Origin of the sequence: Pseudomonas sp. OVF7 (assembly GCF_030644265.1) — a bacterium.
In the GTDB taxonomy this organism is placed as follows: domain Bacteria; phylum Pseudomonadota; class Gammaproteobacteria; order Pseudomonadales; family Pseudomonadaceae; genus Aquipseudomonas; species Aquipseudomonas gorinensis.
In genome coordinates this window covers 598,730-618,606 of record NZ_CP128996.1, presented here as the reverse complement: position 1 = coordinate 618,606, position 19,877 = coordinate 598,730, and the positions used below count along the sequence as shown (strand labels likewise).

Sequence of the window (19,877 nt, the reverse complement as noted above, 5' to 3'; positions counted from 1 at the left end):
GTTCAAATCAGCAGTCCGGTTTGTCGGCCGTGTAACGACGGGCCGGGTTGACCGCTGCGCCGAACTCACGCAGGGCCTTGGCGCCGATCAGCAACGGGTAGTTGAAGCTGCTGCGGTCGGTGAGGTTGACCTCGACGGTACGCTTGACGTTACCCAGGCACATTTCCAGGTCGATCACCGGGCGCTTGGCCACGGTGGCTTCGTCTTTTTCGTCGTCTTCGTCGGCGCGGCTCTTGATCTTGCTGATGCGCGACACCTTGTGCTCGTAGACTTTGTTGCCGGCGTCTTTACCACCGAGGCGGAAGCGCACCCAGTCGTCGCCATCACGGGTAAACGTCTCAATATCCCGGGCCGACAGTGAGGCGGTCAGCGCGCCGGTGTCCATCTTGGCCTTGAAGGTTTCGCCGATCTCCGGCAACTGGATGTATTCGTAGCGACCGTAAAGGGTCGGCTCGGCGGCCATGACAGGCAGGGCAGCCAGGGCGAGGGAGGCAAGAAGCAGTTTCACGAAGTGATTTCCTCGGAAAGAAGTAGGCGGATTCTAGACCGCAAAGACAGCACTTAGTTAGTCACACCCACCATAACCGGCACATTGTGAAACATTCGTACGGCCATTTGCGATTTGGCCTATAGACTCAGCTTGCTTATGATGGCCCGCCCACAAGATTCCAAGAGTTACTTATGCGCCGCCTGCTCACCGGCTGTTTGGTCACACTGCTGCTATTGCTCAACACCTTGGTGCTGTTTGGCCCACTGATGGTCTTTGCCCTGCTCAAGCTGGTGGCCCCAGGGCGGTTTCGCGACTATGCCTCATGGGCGGTGATGTGGATCGCCGAGACCTGGGCCGAGATCGACAAGCTTATTTTCTCCTTGTGCATCCCCACCCGGTGGGACATTCGCGGCGGCGACGAACTGCGCGGCGACACCAGCTACCTGGTGATCAGCAACCACCAATCCTGGGTGGACATCCCGGCGCTGATCCAGGCCCTCAACCGCCGCACGCCGTTCTTCAAATTCTTCCTGAAAAAAGAGCTGATCTGGGTACCCTTCCTCGGCCTGGCCTGGTGGGCGCTGGATTACCCGTTCATGAAGCGCTACACCAAGGCGTTCCTGGCCAGGCACCCGGAACTGGCCGGCCAGGACCTCAAGATCACCCAGCAAGCCTGCGAGCTGTTCAAGCGCCAGCCGGTGACGGTGGTCAATTACCTGGAAGGCACGCGGTTCAGCGAGGCCAAACGCAAGCAGCAGGATTCGCCATTCACGCACTTGCTCAAGCCCAAGGCGGGCGGCGTGGCGTTTGTGCTGGCGGCCATGGGTGAACAATTGGACGCGGTGCTTGACGTAACCGTGGTCTACCCGCAGCAAAAGATTCCGGGGTTCTGGGATTTGATCAGCGGCGCGGTGCCGAAGGTGATCATTGATATCCACACCCGTGAGCTGGACCCGGCGTTGTGGCAAGGGGATTACGAGAACGATCCAGCGTTTCGCCAGAGCGTCCAGAACTGGGTGAACCAGCTCTGGAAGGAGAAGGATGCGCGCATCGCTCAACTGCGCGCAGAGCGTATTTAGCTACCGGTGCCCCAAGCCTGGGCCAGTTTACCCAGCAGCGAGCTGTTGGCGCCCTGCCCGCCCAGGTATTGCAGGATCAGCGGGGCAAACTGGCCGACCATGCCACTGTCCATGCCCAGCGCACTGAACGCGGTATTCAGGTCGTTGGTGTTCTTCACGTTACCCAGCAGGCCGTCCAGGCCGCTGGTCTTGCTGCCACCGTTCTGGCCGAGCATCCCGCTCAAGGCCCCGAGGCTGCCCAATGCATTGTTGCCCGACAGCTGGTCAAGGCCCGGCACGCTGTTACCCAGTTGCGAATAGTCGTTGCCGCTCAGTTTGTTCTTGGCCAGGCCCAGCATGGCGCCCGTACCGCCCACGGCTTGTTCGGGGGTGATGTTCAGTTGCGAGGTCAGCGTGGTCAGCAGGTCCGCCGTCTCGGACGACGGTGCGGCGGCTGCGGCCTTGTTGTTACCCCCTTGCATGCCGGAGATGGCATTGGCCGCGTCGCCAAGGCTGAACCCTGCGGCAAACACCGGGGCGGCGGCCAGGCTCATCAGGCAGGAAAGGGCGAAACCGCGTGAAATCTTCATCGAAACAACCTCTGGATGTAGGGGTAAAAGCAGGCGTTTGACTGGGTATCCGGCACATTGTTCCGAGGCGTCCCAGGAACCCAATGGCTGGGGCAGAGTCAATGAAATGACTCCAAAACCTGTCAGGAACAATTCCATGAGCGCGACCCGCCCCCCCATGATTGAGCCAAAACCACCCTTCTGGAGCCGTCCACGCCTGTTTATCGGCGCCTGCGTGGCCGTGATCGCCGGCCTCGGCGTCGCGTTCTACACCCAGGACAACGTCAAGTCCACCGCCACCCTGATCACCACCACCCAACAGCCGGCGGCGCAGATCATGGCGCACAAGGATTACCTGGAAGTGCAACCCATCGCCATCACCACACCCGCGCCGGACCAGAGCCTGGAACTGTGGGCGATTCCCAATGGCGGCAAGCCCGTGTCACTTGGGCTGTTACCGGAAGATGGCGAAGGCATCATCGGCTTGAACCCAAGGCAGCAGGCCTCGATCAGCAAGCCCGTGGAATTGATGGTGAGTGCGGAGAGCAAAGGGGGCTCGGTGAGCAAGCAACCGACGGGCCCGACCGTCTACCAAGGTGCCTTGGCCAACCGTTGAGATCCCAAACACCACAACCCAAATGTGGGAGGGAGCAAGCCCTCTCCCACATTTGGGTTTTCGTATGCCTGGGATTTATGCCGCGCTGAACAACTTATGCGGATCAATCACAAACTTCTTCGGCACGCCCGCATCGAACTCGCCATACCCACGCGGGGCGTCATCCAGGCTGATGACTTCAACCCCCACGATGTCGGCGATGTGAATGCGGTCCCACATGATCGCCTGCATCAGCTGGCGGTTGTACTTCATCACCGGGGTCTGGCCGGTATGGAAGCTGTGGGATTTGGCCCAGCCCAAACCGAAGCGGATGCTCAGGCTGCCCATTTTTGCGGCAGCGTCGACAGCACCTGGGTCTTCGGTGACATACAGGCCGGGAATGCCGATCTTGCCCGCCACGCGCACCACGCCCATCAGTGAGTTGAGCACCGTCGCAGGGGCTTCGTGCTTGACGCCGTCGTGCCCGTGGCCGCGGGCTTCGAAGCCCACGCAGTCAACGGCACAGTCCACTTCAGGCTCACCCAGCAGGGCGGCGATCTGTTCGTGCAGCGGGGTGTCGGTGGACAGGTCGACCACTTCAAACCCTTGCGCCTTGGCGTGGGCCAGGCGGATAGAGTTGACGTCGCCGATAATCACCACCGCCGCGCCCAGCAGGCGCGCGGAGGCGGCGGCAGCCAGGCCGACAGGACCGGCACCGGCGATGTACACCGTGCTGCCTGGCCCCACGCCGGCGGTGACGGCGCCGTGGTAGCCGGTGGGCAGGATGTCGGAGAGGCAGGTCAGGTCGCGGATTTTCTCCATGGCCTTGTCGCGGTCCGGCAGTTTCAGCAGGTTGAAGTCGGCGTAGGGCACCAGTACGTATTCAGCCTGGCCACCGGTCCAGTCGCCCATGTCGACGTAGCCATAGGCGCCGCCGGCACGGGCCGGGTTGACGGTGAGGCACACACCGGTGTGTTGTTCTTTGCAGGAGCGGCAGCGGCCGCAGGCGACGTTGAAGGGAACGGAAACCAGGTCGCCGATCTTCAGGTTTTCGACGTCACTGCCCTTCTCGATCACTTCACCGGTGATCTCGTGACCGAGCACCAGGCCGGTCTGGGCAGTCGTGCGGCCACGCACCATGTGTTGGTCGGAGCCGCAGATGTTGGTGGAGACCACGCGCAGGATGACGCCGTGCTCAATCTTCCTGCCACGGGGGTCCTGCATTTTGGGATAGTCGATTTTCTGTACTTCGACCTTGCCGTTGCCGAGATACACGACACCACGATTACCAGACATGCTTTCACCTCGCTGTTGTTTTTATGGAACTGCGTTGCCCGTAGGGTGGGCAGCGCGTTGAGTGCTCGGGTACAGATGCTGTTTCTTGTGTTGTTTGTGAGGGCCTCATCGGGGGCAAGCCCCCTCCCACATTCGACCGCATTCCAAATGTGGGAGGGGGCTTACCCCCGATTGGCGTCAGTCAGAGCACCACCGTCCTATTGGCGTTCAAAAACACCCGCCGCTCAATGTGATACCCCACCGCCCGGGCCAAGGTAAGCCCTTCGATATCGCGCCCCTTGGCAATCAAATCCTCGGGATAGTGGCTGTGATCCACCACCTCCACGCCCTGGGCGATGATCGGTCCTTCGTCCAGATCGTTGTTGATGTAATGCGCCGTGGCGCCTACCAATTTCACCCCCTTGTTGTACGCCTGGTGATACGGCTTGGCGCCCTTGAACCCCGGCAACAAGGAGTGATGGATATTGATCGCCTTGCCATCCAGCTTGCGGCACAGCTCCGGCGACAGCACTTGCATGTAGCGCGCAAGGATCACCAGTTCGGCGCCGGTCTCTTCGATCACTTGCCACACCTGACGCTCCTGGGACGGTTTGTCGTTCGGGTCGAGAGGGAAATGGTAGTAGGGAATCTGGTGCCAGTCGGCCAACGGTTTCAAATCAGGGTGGTTGGACACCACCGCGACCACGTCCATCGACAGTTGGCCGATCCGCTGGCGGTACAGCAGATCGTTCAGGCAGTGATCGGCCTTGGAGACCATGATCACCACTTTTGGCCGGTAGTTCGGCGCCGTCAGCTCGAAGATCATGCCAAAGGCTTCGCCGCGCGTGGCCAGGCCGGCGCGAAACGCCTGCTCGTCGAAACCGTCGGGCTGACGGAACTCCACGCGAATAAAAAATCGGCCCGAGAGGCGGTCATCGAACGAGTGGTGCTCGGTCACATAACAGCCCTGCTCGAACAGGTAGCGGGTGACCGCGTCCACCGTGCCGAGCACGCTGGGGCAGTCGGCAGTCAAAATCCATGTATCGGGTGCGCGGCTCATTACAGTTAACTCCTCATACAGCGATGCTGCTGACTGTAGGTGCGAGCTTGCTGGCGAAAAATCCAAGGGCGCCGCGTTCATTCAGGATGCGCGCGTTATCGTTGACGTTTTTCGCGAGCAAGCTCGCTCCTACAGGGTCATATCAGGCTTGAACGCTCAGGCCGAATTCAGCCGAGGCGTCCTGCAACCACAGCCACCAGTAATCCGAGAAGCTGCGACGGATCACCAGCTCCCAGGTGTCTTCAGCGGTATGGCGGATCACCAGTTGCGACTTGGCGAACACCGTGCCCACCGCCTTGCCCACCGGGAAGTTATTGGGGTGCACGTCGTAGCTGGTGGACTTCATCAGCACATCACGCACGTTCGGGCCGCTCAGTTCGAGGATCTGCTGGCCGCCGCTGACGTTGACGACCTGGATATGCAGGTCGCCCAGCGCAGCACGCAGGTTTTGTTCGGAGGCGAATTCTTCACCGCTGGGCACGACCAGCAGCCACTCATCCGGGCCGAGCCATTGCAGGCTGGTTTCGCCTTTGACGATGACCTGCAGGGCGCCAGGCAACTCGATGCCCAGGGCTTTGTGTACGCCAGCGGCGAAGGCGGCGTCATGGCCGTCGCCACGGATGGTCAGGTGGCCGAGCAGTTTCTTTTCACGCACGGTCACGCCGGCGTTCTTGCGGCCCTTGCCGACCAGGCTGGCGAGGTCGGCATGGTGCAGCGACGACTCGGCCTTGGCGCCGGTGGTGGGGCGTTGTTGGTAAACATTGGCTGCTGTCATAAAGCACCTGTTTTGAATTCTGTGGTGACTGTTCTGGCCTCATCGGGGGCAAGCCCCCTCCCACATTTGGAATGCATTCCCCTGTGGGAGGGGGCTCGCCTGCGACGCAGGCGACCCGGTCTATCAGATGTTCTGCCGCTCGCCTTTCGGGTCAAAGAACACCGAAGACACGATCTCCGCCTCGATCACACTGCCATCCGCTTGCGGCGAGAACACCCGCTCACCGATGCGCTTCAAGCCGCCCTTGACCACCGCCATCGCAAACGAATAACCCAGGGAGTTATGCGCATAGCTGGAGGTGACGTGGCCAACCATCTTCATCGGAATCGCCTGCTTCGGATCGAACACCAACTGCGCGCCTTCCGGCAGCCACACTTTTGGATCGACCGGCTTCAAGCCCACCAGTTGCTTACGCTCTTCGCGCACGCAGTCTTCACGGTTCATGCCGCGCCAGCCGATCCACGAGAACGGTTTGGTGCGGCCTACGCACCAGCCCATGTTCAGGTCGTCCGGGGTCATCGAGCCGTCAGTGTCCTGGCCAACGATGATGAAACCTTTCTCGGCACGCAGTACGTGCATGGTTTCGGTGCCGTACGGGGTCAGGTTGTACTTTTTGCCCGCCTCGACGATTTGCTCCAGCACGCCCATGGCGTAGTCGGCCTGCACGTTGACTTCGTACGACAACTCACCGGTAAACGAGATACGGAACACCCGCGCCGGCACACCGCCAACCAAGCCTTCCTTCCAGGTCATGAACGGGAAGCCGTCCTTGTCCAGGTCGATGTCGGTGACTTCCGCCAACAGCTTGCGGCTGTTGGGGCCGGACAGAGTCATGGTCGCCCAGTGGTCGGTGACCGAGGTGAAGTACACCTTCAGGTCCGGCCATTCGGTCTGCTGGTAGATTTCCAGCCACTGGAGTACGCGAGCCGCGCCGCCGGTGGTGGTGGTCATCAGGAAGTGGTTGTCGGCAAGGCAGGCGGTGACGCCGTCGTCGAAGACCATGCCGTCTTCCTTGCACATCAGGCCGTAGCGCGCCTTGCCCACATCGAGCTTGGTCCAGGCGTTGCTGTAGATGCGGTTGAGGAACTCACGCGCATCCGGGCCCTGGATGTCGATCTTGCCGAGGGTGGAGGCATCCAGCAGGCCGACGCTGTCGCGCACAGCCAGGCATTCACGTTTCACGGCGGCGTGCAGGTCTTCGCCATTGCGTGGGAAGTACCATGGGCGTTTCCACTGGCCGACATCTTCAAATTCGGCGCCGTTTTTAACGTGCCAGGCGTGCAGCGCGGTGTAGCGCACCGGCTCGAAGATATGCCCACAGTGACGGCCCGCTACCGCGCCAAAGGTCACCGGCGTGTAGTTGGGGCGGAACATGGTGGTGCCCATCTGCGGGATGGTCACGTTCAGCGAGCGCGCGGCAATCGCCAGGCCGTTGACGTTACCCAGCTTGCCCTGGTCGGTGCCGAAACCCAGCGCGGTGTAGCGCTTGACGTGCTCGACCGACTCGAAACCCTCGCGGGTAGCAAGCTCGATGGCGGCGGCGGTGACGTCGTTCTGCAGGTCGACAAATTGCTTCGGCGCCCGTGCGGTAGCTTTCTCGTGAGGCACTTGGAACAGCGCCAGGGTCGGCTCTTCAAGACGGCTCAAGGCTTTGGGCAACGTGCCTTCCACCGGGGTAAAGCCGGCTTCGCTGGCCGCGCGCACGCCGCCTTCGAAACCGTCCGCCAGGGAATCGCCAAGGCCGTAGACGCCATTGATGCCACCGACGCACACGCGTTTCTGCGGGGCTTCGCCCGGTACAAAACCGAGGATGTCTTCACGCCAGGTCGGTTTGCCGCCCAGGTGCGAGGCCAAGTGGACCACCGGGCTGTAGCCGCCGGAGCTGGCCACCAGGTCGCAGTCCAGCCACTCGCCGGGGCTGGTGACTTTGTGGGCTTTCACATCGATGGCAGCCACCCGAGCGGCGGTGACGTGCTTACTGCCACGGGCCTCGATCACGGCGCTGCCAGTGAGGATACGAATGCCTTTGGCGCGCGCTTCTTCCACCAGCGCGCCACGTGGGTTGTGACGGGCATCGGCCACGGCGACCACCTGCAGGCCAGCGTCGAACCAGTCCAGGGCAACGCGGTAGGCGTGATCGTTGTTGGTCGACAGCACCAGTTTCTTGCCCGGTGCCACGCCGTAGCGGCGCACGTAGGTGGAGACCGCGCCGGCGAGCATATTGCCCGGTACATCGTTGTTGCCGTACACCAGCGGACGCTCACACGCACCGGTCGCCAGGACCACACGCTTGGCACGCACACGGTGGATGCGCTGGCGCACCTGGCCAATCGGTGCACGGTCACCGAGATGGTCGGTCAGGCGCTCGTGAATGGTCAGGAAGTTATGGTCGTGGTAACCGTTGACGGTGGCGCGGGGCAGCAGCACCACGTCCGGCAGGGCTTTCAGTTCGGCGATAACGCTGGCGACCCATTCCGTGGCGGGCTTGCCGTCGAGGCTTTCGCGGGAGTCGAGCAAGGAACCGCCGAACTCTTCCTGCTCATCGGCGATGATCACGCGGGCACCGCTGCGCGCGGCGGCCAGTGCAGCCGCCAGGCCAGCAGGGCCGGCGCCGACCACCAGCACGTCGCAATGACGGTTGAAGTTGTCGTAGGTGTCCGGATCGTTCTCGGTCGGCGAGCGGCCAAGGCCGGCAGCCTTGCGGATGTACTTCTCGTAGGTCATCCAGAACGATTGCGGGTACATGAAGGTTTTGTAGTAGAAACCCGGCGGCATCAGCTTGCCGCCGACCTTGCCAAGAATGCCCATCATGTCGTTGTTCACGCTCGGCCAGCCGTTGGTGCTGGTGGCAACCAACCCCTGGTACAGCGCCTGTTGCGTAGCACGCACGTTGGGAATCTGGGTGGCTTCGGTGGCACCGATCTGCAGCACCGCGTTCGGCTCTTCGGCCCCGGCGGCAAAGATGCCGCGTGGGCGCGAATACTTGAAGCTGCGGCCAATGATGTCGACGCCGTTGGCCAGCAATGCAGCGGCCAGGGTGTCGCCTTCGAAGCCTTTGTAGCTCTGGCCGTTGAAGCTGAAGGTCAGGACTTTGTTACGGTCGATCCGGCCACCGTTGGACAGGCGATTGATCTGGCTCATACCTTCTCTCCAGAAGCCTTGGCGGTGAATTGCGGCTTGCTGCCAATCTTGTAGGTTTCAAGAATTTCGTAGGTCACGGTGTCGCGGGTCGCGTTGAAATACTGGCGGCAACCGGCGGCGTGAATCCACAGTTCGTGGTGCAACCCACGCGGGTTATCGCGGAAGAACATGTAGTCGCCCCACTCTTCATCGGTGCAGGCGTTCGGGTCCAGCGGGCGCGGGATGTGCGCTTGGCCGGACGCGTGGAATTCCTCTTCGGAGCGCAGTTCGCCACAGTGAGGACAGAAGATATGCAACATAGGGAATTTCTCCTGTTAGTGGGCGACGGCCGCAGCGCCGTGTTCGTCGATCAACGCACCGTTGTGGAAACGGTCGATGGAGAAAGGTGCAGCCAATGGGTGCATCTCACCTTTGGCCAGGCTGGCGGCAAACACGTTGCCTGAGCCTGGGGTGGCCTTGAAGCCACCGGTACCCCAACCGCAGTTGAAGAACATGTTCGGCACCGGGGTCTTGGAGATGATCGGGCAGGCATCCGGGGTAGTGTCGACGATACCGCCCCACTGACGGTTCATGCGCACCCGCGACAGCACCGGGAACATCTCGACGATGGCCTGAATGGTGTGTTCGATCACCGGGTACGAGCCGCGCTGGCCGTAGCCGTTGTAACCGTCGATACCGGCGCCGATCACCAGGTCGCCCTTGTCGGACTGGCTGATGTAACCGTGCACGGCGTTGGACATGATCACGCTGTCGATAATCGGCTTGATCGGCTCCGACACCAACGCTTGCAGCGGGTGGGATTCGATCGGCAAACGGAAGCCGGCGAGGGACGCCATGTGCCCGGAGTTACCCGCGGTGACCACACCGACGCGCTTGGCGCCGATAAAACCCTTGTTGGTTTCCACGCCGATGCACACGCCGTTTTCCTTGCGGAAGCCGATCACTTCGGTCTGCTGGATCAAGTCCACGCCGAGGGCGTCGGCCGCACGGGCAAAGCCCCAGGCCACGGCATCGTGACGGGCCACGCCGCCGCGACGTTGCACGGTGGCGCCGAGTACCGGGTAGCGCGTGTTTTTCGAGCAATCCAGGTACGGAATCTCGTCGGCCACTTGCTTGGCATTCAGCAACTCGCCATCCACGCCGTTAAGGCGGTTGGCGCTGACGCGACGTTCGGAATCACGGATGTCCTGCAGGGTGTGGCACAGGTTGTAGACGCCACGCTGGGAGAACATCACGTTGTAGTTCAGGTCTTGGGACAGGCCTTCCCACAGTTTCATCGCGTGTTCGTACAGGTGCGCCGACTCGTCCCACAGGTAGTTGGAGCGCACGATGGTGGTGTTGCGCGCGGTGTTACCGCCGCCCAGCCAGCCTTTCTCGACCACGGCCACGTTGGTGATGCCGTGCTCTTTGGCCAGGTAGTAGGCGGTTGCCAGACCATGCCCGCCGCCGCCGACGATGACCACGTCGTAGACCTTTTTAGGGGTCGGCGTGCGCCACATCTTCTGCCAGTTTTCGTGATGGCTGAGTGAGTGCTTGAAGAGGCCGAAGCCCGAGTAGCGTTGCATAGTCATTACTCCAAAACCGCGCTCAGCGATAAACCGGGAAATCAGCGCACAGGGCAGACACGTGCTTGGCCACGTTGGCCTCGACGTCGGCATCGCCGAGGTTGTCGAGGATGTCGCAGATCCAGCCGGCCAGCTCGATGCACTGCGGCACCTTGAAACCACGCGTGGTCACCGCCGGGGTGCCGATGCGCAGGCCCGAGGTCACGAACGGCGACTGCGGGTCGTTCGGTACGGCGTTCTTGTTGACGGTGATGTGGGCGCGACCGAGGGCGGCGTCCGCCTCTTTGCCGGTGAGGCCCTGACGGATCAGGCTGACCAGGAACAGGTGGTTATCGGTGCCGCCGGACACTACATCGTAGCCGCGTTTGATAAACACGCTGGCCATGGCCTGGGCATTGTCGATCACTTGTTGCTGGTAGGCCTTGAAGCCTGGCTCCTGGGCTTCCTTGAAGCACACCGCCTTGCCGGCGATCACATGCATCAGCGGGCCACCCTGGGCGCCGGGGAATACGGCAGCGTTGAGTTTCTTCTCGATTTCTTCGTTGGCCTTGGCCAGGATCAAACCGCCACGGGGACCGCGCAGGGTCTTGTGGGTGGTGGTGGTGACCACATCGGCGTACGGCAGCGGGTTCGGGTACAGGCCAGCGGCGACCAGGCCAGCAACGTGGGCCATGTCGACGAACAGCAGCGCCCCGACCTTGTCGGCGATCGCGCGAAAACGTGGGAAATCCAGGGTCTTGGAGTAGGCGGAGAAACCGGCCACTACCATCTTCGGTTTGTGTTCTACGGCCAGGCGCTCGACTTCGTCGTAGTCGATCAGGCCAGTGTCGGTGTTGATGCCGTACTGCACGGCGTTGTACAGCTTGCCCGAGGACGACACTTTGGCGCCGTGGGTCAGGTGGCCGCCGTGGGCCAGGCTCATGCCGAGGATGGTGTCGCCGGCGTTCAGCAGCGCCAGGTAAACCGCACTGTTGGCGGAGGAGCCGGAGTGCGGCTGTACGTTGGCGTAATCGGCGCCGAACAGCTGCTTGGCGCGCTCGATGGCCAGGGCCTCGACCTTGTCCACGTGCTCGCAACCACCGTAGTAGCGCTTGCCTGGGTAGCCTTCGGCGTATTTGTTGGTGAGGCCGCTGCCCTGGGCTTCCATGACGCGCTTGCTGGTGTAGTTCTCCGACGCGATCAGCTCGATATGATCTTCCTGACGTTGCTCCTCGGCATTCATCGCCGCCAGCAGTGCATCGTCATAACCCTGGATCTGGTCTTTCTTGCTGAACATCGCGTCTCTCCCAGCCTTTCGTATTGTTGAGGCCCGTGCACGGTGGCATAGCCCTTTGATGCGATGGTAGGGCTGGCGCAGGCAGGTCAAATGCCTACGGACGCCACGCAAAGGTGCGTTTACGACATTGCCTGCAAATGACCCTGGCCCCTGTAGGAGCGAGCTTGCTCGCGAAAAACCTGAGGGCGCGGTGTTCATTCAGGCAATCCGCATGATCGTTGACGTTTTTCGCGAGCAAGCTCGCTCCTACAGGAGGTCAGGCGATGATCTTGCGGACGAGTAGCAGCAGCAGGAAATGCAGGGGATAGAGGGAATAGGCCCAGCGGCGCATGGCTGGCGGCGAGGCGCTGCGGGCATGTCGCAACAGGACCAATCCCGCCAACGGCGCAATCAATGTGGGAGGGGGCTTGCCCCCGATGGCGGTGTGTCAGCTGCGGCATGTGCAAGCTGATCCACCACCATCGGGGGCAAGTCGAACCGTCGCACCGCCCCTCCCACAATGGGTTAGGCGATGATCTTGCGGACGAGTAGCAGCAACAGGAAATGCAGGGGATAGAGGGCATAAGCCCAGCGGCGCATGGCTGGCGGCGAGGCGCTGCGGGCATGTCGCAACAGGACCAATCCCGCCAACGGCGCAATCAGGCACGCCACCAACCCCATCAGCGCCACCGGCGTGCCGCTATCGAGCAGGATCTGCCATTGGTTGGCGGCCACGCACACCAGGCCCGGCAACAGGCTGAAATACCAAGGCCTGCGAAACACCAGCAGCATCGCCAGTGGCAGCAATACACCAAAGAAACCGAACATTAACTGCGTCGAAAATACCGCGGCTATCGTGACAGCGATCAGCGCCAATCCTCGATCAACCAGCGCCTTCTGCTGCCATCCTCGGGCAACCAGCAACCCCAAGGCCAGGGTCGGCAGCACATTCAACGTATCGGCATCGTCGATAAACATCCGGTACGGCACTTCGCTGATCACACTGAACAGCAACAACCAACCCAGGTAGCGCCACTGGCCGGTCACGGGCGCGCTCCTGACCCGATGCAGATTCGCCGCAATCGCCAGGCAAAACCACGGGAACGCCAGGCGCCCTGGTACATACAGGCCATCCAGGCTCAGGCCGACGTAGCGCAGGTGATCGAGCACCATGCACAGCAGCGCCAGCCACTTGAGCAAATCCAAAGCGCCATCACGGACACGTCCGACAGCCATCGTTTCAGTACCGTGCATAATTCCCCAGTGACTTTGCATTTACAGTGCGTGCGCACGCCCGACAATCTTGGTTAAAGTGCGCACCAACATCGACCACAGGAATGGGCCATGACCGACAAGAGCCAGCAATTCGCCAGCGACAACTATTCCGGCATCTGCCCGGAAGCCTGGGCCGCCATGGAACAAGCCAACCACGGCCACCAGCGCGCCTATGGCGACGATGAATGGACCCACCGCGCCGCCGACGGTTTCCGTAACCTGTTCGAAACCGACTGCGAAGTATTCTTCGCCTTCAACGGCACCGCCGCCAACTCCCTGGCGCTGTCTTCGCTGTGCCAGAGCTACCATAGCGTGATTTGCTCGGAAACCGCCCACGTCGAAACCGACGAGTGCGGCGCACCGGAGTTTTTCTCCAACGGCTCGAAACTGCTCACTGCCCGCACTGAAAACGGCAAGCTGACCCCGGAATCGATCCGCGAGATCGCCCTCAAGCGCCAGGACATCCATTACCCCAAACCGCGCGTAGTGACCCTGACCCAGGCGACGGAAGTCGGCAGCGTCTACACCCCGGAAGAAATCCGCGCCATCAGCGCCACCTGCAAGGAACTCGGCCTGAACCTGCACATGGACGGCGCGCGCTTTTCCAACGCCTGCGCGTTTCTCGGCTGCTCACCCGCCGACCTGACTTGGAAAGCCGGGGTGGACGTGTTGTGCTTCGGCGGCACCAAGAACGGCATGGCCGTGGGTGAAGCCATCCTGTTCTTCAACCACAAGCTGGCCGAAGACTTCGACTACCGCTGCAAACAGGCCGGCCAACTGGCCTCGAAGATGCGCTTCCTCTCCGCCCCCTGGGTGGGCCTGCTGGAAAACGACGCCTGGCTCAAACACGCACGCCACGCCAACCACTGCGCGCAGTTGCTCAGCAGCCTGGTGGCGGATATTCCCGGCGTGGAGTTGATGTTCCCGGTGCAGGCCAACGGCGTGTTCCTGCAACTGTCGGAACCGGCGATTGCAGCGTTGACGGCCAAGGGCTGGCGCTTCTACACCTTTATCGGCAAAGGCGGCGCACGGTTCATGTGTGCGTGGGATACCGAAGAAGAACGCGTGCGCGAACTGGCGGCGGATATTCGCGAAGTCATGGGTGCCTGAAACGACGGCCGCGCAAGCCCGCGTCGCAGCCTCATGACCTGCGACGCGCAGCTGGAGCCACTTGCGCGCCTATCGCTCCCGCACCTCACTCACACACCTATGCTCACAAGGCTTTGGGCTGAAGCGCTTGCCATTCATCAATGGGGCCGCGGTTGGTGAGCAAGGTCCCACCGTTGAAGTGCACCGCCAGTTTATTTACGGCGTTCAAGGCCGTCGTTACCGCCCCTTCCGCCCAGCCCCCCGTCCAGGAAACATCGTCCCCGGCGAGAATGAACCCATCGGGTTGCCCACTCGACACACCGTTCATGAACTGGGAAAACAGCAAGCGCTGGTACTCGTATTGTCCCGGCAGGTTCATTTTGAACGCGCACAGGAAAAACGGCTGCTCTTCCCAGTTGATCTCGACAAAGGGATTGGTCATGCCGAACTCAGCCGCCAGGTTCAACTGATGAGGGGCGTACACGCTATCCAGCAAGCTTGTGCATAACTGCACATGAGACGGCAGCGGCGCACTGCGATCACCCAGGAATTTGAGGCTGTCGTCATTCCAGGTGTAAGACAAAAACATGCCACTGCCTCTGTGAGGCCCTTCGCTACGGCCGTAGTCCAGCAGGTAGGTGCCACGGGTGATTCGGTCCGACAACGTCACGCTCATCTTGTGCTGCAAATCCACGCCCACGTCGGTCCAGAACGGTCGTTTGGTTTGCGCGAAGATTTTTGCCGACTGCATGTAATGGGTGTACATCACCGCTTCCCATTCCTTGGGGGATAACAGGTCATTCATCTGATTGAAGCGGGCAGCGCCGTCCATATAACGGAATTTATCGAGGATCCGCTTTTGAGGGGTATAGACCACGGCAGGAAAGGTGTATTGGCGCTCGCCTGCCAGATGATGATCAAACACCCACACGTCGAATTTGCCATCCGGCCGCCGCAGGATCTGCCGCACTTCCTGCTTCAAAGGCTGAGCGATGACCTGGGTGGTCAGGCCTCGGACGGTGGTACCCGCAGGCCAATGAACCATAGCGTCGCCAAAAGTCTCTGGGGCACGCGTCCAAAGTCGGTTTGGCAGCTCACTGGAGCCGTCGTACATCAGCTTGTGGTTGGTATCCAGCCCGGTATACAGCACCCGTAACACCTCCAGGAAGCAGTTCGGGTAATCGGTGTTCCAACCGCCTGTGCCGAAGCCGATCTGGCCGAACAGATCGATATCTTCGCGGCTCCAACCCGCCTGCTCGACCATCGCGGCAAAAAAACTGAGGTTGTCCCAACCCGCATCAAGGATCGCGTTCCACAGGGCTTTGATCTTGGCTTGATCCAGGCTGCCCTCGGACATTGCCGTTTCCATCTCGGTGAACTTGATCGGGTTCTGCTCAAGAAACACGTTGAATAACTTATCCTCGATCTCAGCGTAATCAGGCGGCAGGTTATCGCGTTCGTAATAGACCTGTTGTTGCTGATAGTCGACGACCGTACTGGGGGTAAACGCCGACCCCGGATTGGGAAAATCGGTCGAACGGGCCGTCATGCCAACTTTGTTGAAATAGTGCATCAACGCCTTGCCTGAAACAGGAAAGCGCATGGCACCCAGCTCGCAAATGACACTGTTATCCGGATCTTGCGGATTACCTGCCACATGGGAATACAGTCGCCCACCGATGCGGTCACTGGCCTCTACCACCACCGGGTGCAACCCCATGCGCATGACTTCATAGGCCGTCACCAGGCCGGCGACCCCGCCCCCGACGATCAATACCTGGCTGCCATACGCCAGGTGGGATACCCGCGCCAACGGCGTGCCCTGACTGGCGGCCGTCTCAAGAAACCGGGCGTAATGAAAAGGAAAGTCTGGAATCAGTGCAGTGACATCGTTGGCAAGCAAGCGCGCTGCACCTTTACTGCGAGAGGGAATAGCAGACATGGTCATCATCCTTGGCATGAAATGAGGACGTCCACCTACTGCTTCAATGCGAAGGGCGAATACGACGGCTGAGATGCTCAGCGTAGTTAGTTGTAGGAAATGTCTCTATATCACTTGGGAATAAAAAACTGATGCGTCATACAGGCCTTGTGTCAGCAGGCTTCAGGCAATCAGTTCAGAAATTCGTGAAGTGATTATTTGCGAATAGCGATTCAATTGTCTTTTTAGTTACAAGACTCTTCGTAGCCTCACTTAATAAAAACAGACCGTGATGCCTATGAACGCGCCCTCCAACCGATCGGCTGCCCCGCCCTCCGCCACGCTGAAAATCGAAACCCGTTCCATTGACTACGTGCCGCGCAATGAGCGCCACGGCAAGGTCTGGCATCAGGCGCCGTTCTGGTTCACCGGTAACTTCGTACTGACCACCCTGGTCACCGGGTTTACCGGCGCAGCCTTGGGGCTGAGCCTGGTGTACGCGATCCTGGCGATAGTCATCGGCGTGTGCCTGGGCACGTTTGCCATGGCGTTCCATGCCAACCAGGGGCCGCGCATGGGGTTGCCGCAGATGATCCAGTCGCGGGCACAGTTCGGCCTGCGCGGGGCCATCGTGCCCTTTATCGCCGTGGTGTTCGTGTACATCGGCTTTAACGTGTTCAACGTGATCCTGGCGACCGACGCCATCAATACCGTGCTGCCCGGCAACCGTGCACCGTGGTACGCCTTGATGATCATCCTGGCAGTGGTGATCGCCGTGATCGGCCACGACCTCCTGCACACTGTGCAACGCTGGCTGACCTACGTGATGATCAGCGTGTTCGCGGTCCTCACGGTCGCCGCCGTGATGTACCTGCAGGCCGACACCGCGGTGGTCGACGCACATTTTTCCTGGTCGGCCTTTCTGATCCAGCTTTCAGCCGCAGCGGGTTACCAGATCAGCTACGCCGTCTACGTCTCGGATTACTCGCGCTACCTGCCGCATAACACGCCGTCGCGCAGCGTCATCTTCTGGACCTACCTGGGGGCCGCCGGCTCGGCGCTGTGGCTGATGTCGCTGGGGGCCTTCCTCGCCTCGGCGCTGCCCTCGCCCGACGCCATCGGCAGCGTACAGGCCGTGGGCAACCAACTGCTTCCGGGGTTTGGCACCTTTACCGTGTTGATCGCAGTACCCGCGCTGGTCGGCATCATGGCGGTCAACTGCTACGGCGCGATGCTCACCGGGATCAGTGCCATTGACGGTTTTGTACCGATCAAGCCGCGGATCAGGAGCCGCATCGTTGGGATCAGCCTGGTGGCCGCGGTGATTTTTGTGATTGCCTTGAGCATCCCCGAGAGCTACCTGAACAGCTTCAACACCTTCGTCCTCTTGATGCTGTATTTCCTGGTGCCCTGGACAGCCGTCAACCTCGCAGATTTCTATGCCATACGAAAAGGGCACTACGCAATCAGCGACATTTTCAACCCGGCCGGTATCTATGGGCGCTGGTCGAGCGCCGGGCTCATTGCCTATTTCCTCGGCCTGGCGGCAATGATTCCGTTTATGTCGCTGGGTTTTTATCAAGGACCGATCAGCGTGATGCTGGGCGGCGCCGATGTTGCGTTCGTCGTCGGCCTGGCGGTCTCGGCAATGGTCTACTGCATGATGAGCCGCCACCTCGACCACGCCGCCGAAGCGCGGGCCGTGCAAGCCAGTGAGCGAGCGTTGGAAGGAGACCTGTCGTGACCCTGCTACGCGTGGTTTGTCATCAACTGGCGCCGCGTATCGGCGATACCCACTACAACCGGACGCTGACCGAGCGCTCGATTCGCGCAGCGGCCAGCCTTAATGCGCAGGTGATCGTCCTGCCTGAGCTGGTTCAGAGCGGCTACATGTTCACGGACCTGGAGGAAGCCCACGAGGCCTCCGAGACACGCGACGGTCCGACCCTGAGCCTGTGGAAAAGCCTCGCGCAAGCGCTGGGGATCATCATCGTCGCAGGCTTCTGCGAGCGCCTGAGCGCGGGACGCGTCGCCAACAGTGCCGCGCTGGTCGAACCCAGCGGGCGGTTGACGGTGTATCGCAAGGCGCACCTGTGGGACCGCGAAAAACTGATCTTCACCGCCGGTGATGCGCCGCCTCCGGTGGTCGACACCGCCGTCGGGCGGATCGGCATGATGATCTGCTACGACCTGGAACTGCCGGAGTGGGTACGCCTGGCAGCACTGGCGGAAGCCGACCTGCTCTGCGCCCCGGTGAACTGGCCGGACGGCCCGCGCCCCGTGGGTGAACGGCCGGCAGAGATCGTGCGGGTCCAGGCCAATGCGGCGGTCAACCGCATGTTCATCGCTGCGTGCGACCGTTATGGCGAAGAACGTGGCGTCAATTGGGTAGGCGGTTCGGTCATCGTCGACGCCGATGGCTACCCGCTGGCCGGAGCAGCCTCCCAGCCGATGGAACAACAATGGGTGGCCGACCTGCCACTGGCACAGGCCAGGAACAAGTCAATCAGCGACCACAACCATGTTCATCGGGATCGTCGGCCGGGGCTGTACTGAGCCTCAGAACTCGATGCGCACATCGCCCTTCGGCACACTGCAGCACGACAGGATGTAGCCTTCGGCTTCGTCCTCCTCGGTGATCCCGCCGTTGTGGTCCATCTCGACCTCTCCCCCCAGCTTCAGCACCTTGCATGTGCCGCAGATCCCCATGCCGCAGGCTTTCGGGATCAACAGGCCCAGCTTGGCGGCCGCCGCATGTACGGTTTCACCCGGGGCCACGCGAATGCTCTTGCCCGAGGCAATGAATTCCACTTGGTGCAGGTCTGCCAGATCGATTTCCGGCGCATCGGCGGCTTGTTCGGCCTGCTCCACGGCATCCGCCCGCGCTTCCGGCGGCGTAGCGCCAAAGGACTCCTCGTGATACCGCGCCATGTCGAAACCGGCCACTTCCAGCAGGCGCTTCACCGCGTTCATATACGGCGTAGGCCCACAGCAGAACACTTCGCGCTCCAGGAAGTCCGGCACCATCAGTTCCAGCATCTTGTGGTTCAGATAACCGCGATAACCCGCCCAAGGCTCACCCAACCCGTGTTTCTCGCAGATCAGGTGCAGGCTGAAGTTATCGATCCGCGACGCCATATGCTCCAGCTCGCGGTGGTAGATGATGTCTTTGGGCGAGCGGGCGCTGTGGATAAACGTCATGTCGACGTTGGCGTTGGTGTCGTAGAACCAGCGGGCCATGGACATCACCGGGGTAATCCCCACGCCGCCACTGAGGTACAGCACTTTCGGGCTGGGGAAGTCGATGGCATTGAACAGCCCGACCGGCCCGTGCACCGCCAGCTCCTGGCCCTCATGCAGGGTGTCGTGCAGCCAATTGGAGACCTTGCCGCCCGGCACGCGCTTGATGGTCACCGAGAAGCTGTAGGGCACCGACGGCGAGCTGGAAATGGTGTAGGAGCGCATGATCGGCTGGCCGTCGATTTCCAACTCCAGGGTGACGAACTGCCCCGGCTTGAAAAAGAACAGGATCGGCTGGTCGGCCATGAAGCAGAAGGTGCGCACGTCCCAGGTTTCCTGGATGACTTTGACGCAACGGACAATGTGCCGACCATTGGCCCAGGTCTGGGTGGTTACCGGATTCAGGAAATTATTGGACATGTTGTTCTCCACCGCCGAGGTCGGCCTTATGGTGGCGATTCTGCGTAACGCGAGAACCGCCCACTTACCTATCTGCGACATTCACATACTTATCGCGACCAGCCCCCATACCACGGGGCTTGCGCGTCGGGATCAGAGTGGGCCATGTC

17 protein-coding genes are annotated in these 19,877 nt (G+C 61.2%); 5 read left to right on the top strand and 12 right to left on the bottom strand.

What is annotated here, in order from left to right:
* Positions 1-7 precede the first annotated feature (7 nt).
* On the bottom strand, positions 8-508 hold the full coding sequence (locus tag QU606_RS02825) for an ATP-dependent zinc protease (RefSeq protein ID WP_024077776.1): 501 nt from the start codon (positions 506-508) through the stop codon (positions 8-10).
* 173 nt (positions 509-681) lie between these two features.
* On the opposite strand from QU606_RS02825, the gene QU606_RS02820 reads away from it, so the two are divergent.
* On the top strand, positions 682-1,569 hold the full coding sequence (locus tag QU606_RS02820) for an acyltransferase (protein ID WP_069077124.1): 888 nt from the start codon (positions 682-684) through the stop codon (positions 1,567-1,569).
* On the opposite strand, the gene QU606_RS02815 is transcribed toward QU606_RS02820, so the two are convergent.
* Positions 1,566-2,138: a DUF2780 domain-containing protein gene (locus QU606_RS02815; protein WP_024077778.1), complete on the bottom strand. Its 573-nt coding sequence runs from the start codon at positions 2,136-2,138 to the stop codon at positions 1,566-1,568. The genes QU606_RS02820 and QU606_RS02815 overlap by 4 nt on opposite strands.
* A 136-nt stretch (positions 2,139-2,274) precedes the next feature.
* Between QU606_RS02815 and QU606_RS02810 the strand changes: the two genes are divergently transcribed.
* Entirely contained in the window at positions 2,275-2,733 is a 459-nt protein-coding gene (locus QU606_RS02810) for an anti-sigma factor domain-containing protein (protein ID WP_304998095.1), read from the top strand.
* Positions 2,734-2,808: 75 nt separating this feature from the next.
* Here QU606_RS02810 and fdhA read toward each other — a convergent pair whose 3' ends face one another.
* The 8 genes from fdhA to QU606_RS02765 form a co-directional block, all read right to left on the bottom strand.
* Complete coding sequence (gene fdhA / locus QU606_RS02805; RefSeq protein WP_017847873.1) at positions 2,809-4,008, bottom strand: formaldehyde dehydrogenase, glutathione-independent; 1,200 nt, start codon at positions 4,006-4,008, stop codon at positions 2,809-2,811.
* A 181-nt stretch (positions 4,009-4,189) separates the two neighbouring features.
* Positions 4,190-5,047 carry a formyltetrahydrofolate deformylase gene (gene purU, locus QU606_RS02800; RefSeq protein WP_024077780.1) on the bottom strand — a complete coding sequence of 286 codons (858 nt, stop codon included), beginning with the start codon at positions 5,045-5,047 and terminating at the stop codon, positions 4,190-4,192.
* 142 nt (positions 5,048-5,189) lie between these two features.
* Positions 5,190-5,822 carry a sarcosine oxidase subunit gamma gene (locus tag QU606_RS02795; RefSeq protein ID WP_304998094.1) on the bottom strand — a complete coding sequence of 211 codons (633 nt, stop codon included), beginning with the start codon at positions 5,820-5,822 and terminating at the stop codon, positions 5,190-5,192.
* A gap of 123 nt (positions 5,823-5,945) precedes the next feature.
* Entirely contained in the window at positions 5,946-8,963 is a 3,018-nt protein-coding gene (locus QU606_RS02790; protein WP_024077782.1) for a sarcosine oxidase subunit alpha, read from the bottom strand.
* On the bottom strand, positions 8,960-9,262 hold the full coding sequence (locus tag QU606_RS02785) for a sarcosine oxidase subunit delta (RefSeq protein ID WP_024077783.1): 303 nt from the start codon (positions 9,260-9,262) through the stop codon (positions 8,960-8,962). Before QU606_RS02785 ends, QU606_RS02790 begins: the two co-directional genes overlap by 4 nt.
* A gap of 15 nt (positions 9,263-9,277) precedes the next feature.
* Positions 9,278-10,528, bottom strand: coding sequence for a sarcosine oxidase subunit beta (locus QU606_RS02780; RefSeq protein ID WP_010207084.1), 1,251 nt, complete (start codon positions 10,526-10,528; stop codon positions 9,278-9,280).
* Positions 10,529-10,550: 22 nt separating this feature from the next.
* On the bottom strand, positions 10,551-11,804 hold the full coding sequence (gene glyA / locus QU606_RS02775; protein ID WP_024077784.1) for a serine hydroxymethyltransferase: 1,254 nt from the start codon (positions 11,802-11,804) through the stop codon (positions 10,551-10,553).
* A 504-nt stretch (positions 11,805-12,308) separates the two neighbouring features.
* Positions 12,309-13,037, bottom strand: coding sequence for a TraX family protein (locus QU606_RS02765; RefSeq protein ID WP_304998093.1), 729 nt, complete (start codon positions 13,035-13,037; stop codon positions 12,309-12,311).
* A 90-nt stretch (positions 13,038-13,127) separates the two neighbouring features.
* Here QU606_RS02765 and QU606_RS02760 point away from each other — a divergent pair, with 90 nt between their 5' ends.
* Positions 13,128-14,168: a low specificity L-threonine aldolase gene (locus QU606_RS02760; RefSeq protein WP_003176549.1), complete on the top strand. Its 1,041-nt coding sequence runs from the start codon at positions 13,128-13,130 to the stop codon at positions 14,166-14,168.
* 103 nt (positions 14,169-14,271) lie between these two features.
* Here the strand turns inward: QU606_RS02760 and QU606_RS02755 are convergent, their stop codons facing one another.
* Positions 14,272-16,089 (bottom strand): NAD(P)/FAD-dependent oxidoreductase, encoded by a 1,818-nt coding sequence (locus tag QU606_RS02755; protein WP_024077786.1) that lies wholly within the window; start codon positions 16,087-16,089, stop codon positions 14,272-14,274.
* A gap of 277 nt (positions 16,090-16,366) precedes the next feature.
* Here QU606_RS02755 and QU606_RS02750 point away from each other — a divergent pair, with 277 nt between their 5' ends.
* Both QU606_RS02750 and QU606_RS02745 read left to right on the top strand, forming a co-directional pair.
* Positions 16,367-17,812 (top strand): cytosine permease, encoded by a 1,446-nt coding sequence (locus tag QU606_RS02750; RefSeq protein WP_102625029.1) that lies wholly within the window; start codon positions 16,367-16,369, stop codon positions 17,810-17,812.
* Positions 17,809-18,624 carry a nitrilase-related carbon-nitrogen hydrolase gene (locus QU606_RS02745; RefSeq protein WP_024077788.1) on the top strand — a complete coding sequence of 272 codons (816 nt, stop codon included), beginning with the start codon at positions 17,809-17,811 and terminating at the stop codon, positions 18,622-18,624. The genes QU606_RS02750 and QU606_RS02745 overlap by 4 nt, the downstream gene beginning before the upstream one ends.
* Positions 18,625-18,627: 3 nt before the next feature.
* Here the strand turns inward: QU606_RS02745 and gbcB are convergent, their stop codons facing one another.
* The gene (gbcB, locus tag QU606_RS02740; protein WP_024077789.1) at positions 18,628-19,728 is read right to left on the bottom strand and encodes a glycine-betaine demethylase subunit GbcB; all 1,101 of its coding nucleotides are present in this window, start codon (positions 19,726-19,728) and stop codon (positions 18,628-18,630) included.
* Positions 19,729-19,877: the final 149 nt, after the last annotated feature.

What these genes read in the sequence shown, in the direction of transcription:
- QU606_RS02820 (WP_069077124.1), top strand. Translation starts at nt 682, where the DNA reads ATGCGCCGCCTGCTCACCGGCTGTTTGGTCACACTGCTGCTATTGCTC.
- QU606_RS02815 (WP_024077778.1), bottom strand. Translation starts at nt 2,138, where the DNA reads ATGAAGATTTCACGCGGTTTCGCCCTTTCCTGCCTGATGAGCCTGGCC.
- QU606_RS02810 (WP_304998095.1), top strand. Translation starts at nt 2,275, where the DNA reads ATGAGCGCGACCCGCCCCCCCATGATTGAGCCAAAACCACCCTTCTGG.
- fdhA (WP_017847873.1), bottom strand. Translation starts at nt 4,008, where the DNA reads ATGTCTGGTAATCGTGGTGTCGTGTATCTCGGCAACGGCAAGGTCGAA.
- purU (WP_024077780.1), bottom strand. Translation starts at nt 5,047, where the DNA reads ATGAGCCGCGCACCCGATACATGGATTTTGACTGCCGACTGCCCCAGC.
- QU606_RS02795 (WP_304998094.1), bottom strand. Translation starts at nt 5,822, where the DNA reads ATGACAGCAGCCAATGTTTACCAACAACGCCCCACCACCGGCGCCAAG.
- QU606_RS02790 (WP_024077782.1), bottom strand. Translation starts at nt 8,963, where the DNA reads ATGAGCCAGATCAATCGCCTGTCCAACGGTGGCCGGATCGACCGTAAC.
- QU606_RS02785 (WP_024077783.1), bottom strand. Translation starts at nt 9,262, where the DNA reads ATGTTGCATATCTTCTGTCCTCACTGTGGCGAACTGCGCTCCGAAGAG.
- QU606_RS02780 (WP_010207084.1), bottom strand. Translation starts at nt 10,528, where the DNA reads ATGCAACGCTACTCGGGCTTCGGCCTCTTCAAGCACTCACTCAGCCAT.
- glyA (WP_024077784.1), bottom strand. Translation starts at nt 11,804, where the DNA reads ATGTTCAGCAAGAAAGACCAGATCCAGGGTTATGACGATGCACTGCTG.
- QU606_RS02765 (WP_304998093.1), bottom strand. Translation starts at nt 13,037, where the DNA reads ATGCACGGTACTGAAACGATGGCTGTCGGACGTGTCCGTGATGGCGCT.
- QU606_RS02760 (WP_003176549.1), top strand. Translation starts at nt 13,128, where the DNA reads ATGACCGACAAGAGCCAGCAATTCGCCAGCGACAACTATTCCGGCATC.
- QU606_RS02755 (WP_024077786.1), bottom strand. Translation starts at nt 16,089, where the DNA reads ATGTCTGCTATTCCCTCTCGCAGTAAAGGTGCAGCGCGCTTGCTTGCC.
- QU606_RS02750 (WP_102625029.1), top strand. Translation starts at nt 16,367, where the DNA reads ATGAACGCGCCCTCCAACCGATCGGCTGCCCCGCCCTCCGCCACGCTG.
- gbcB (WP_024077789.1), bottom strand. Translation starts at nt 19,728, where the DNA reads ATGTCCAATAATTTCCTGAATCCGGTAACCACCCAGACCTGGGCCAAT.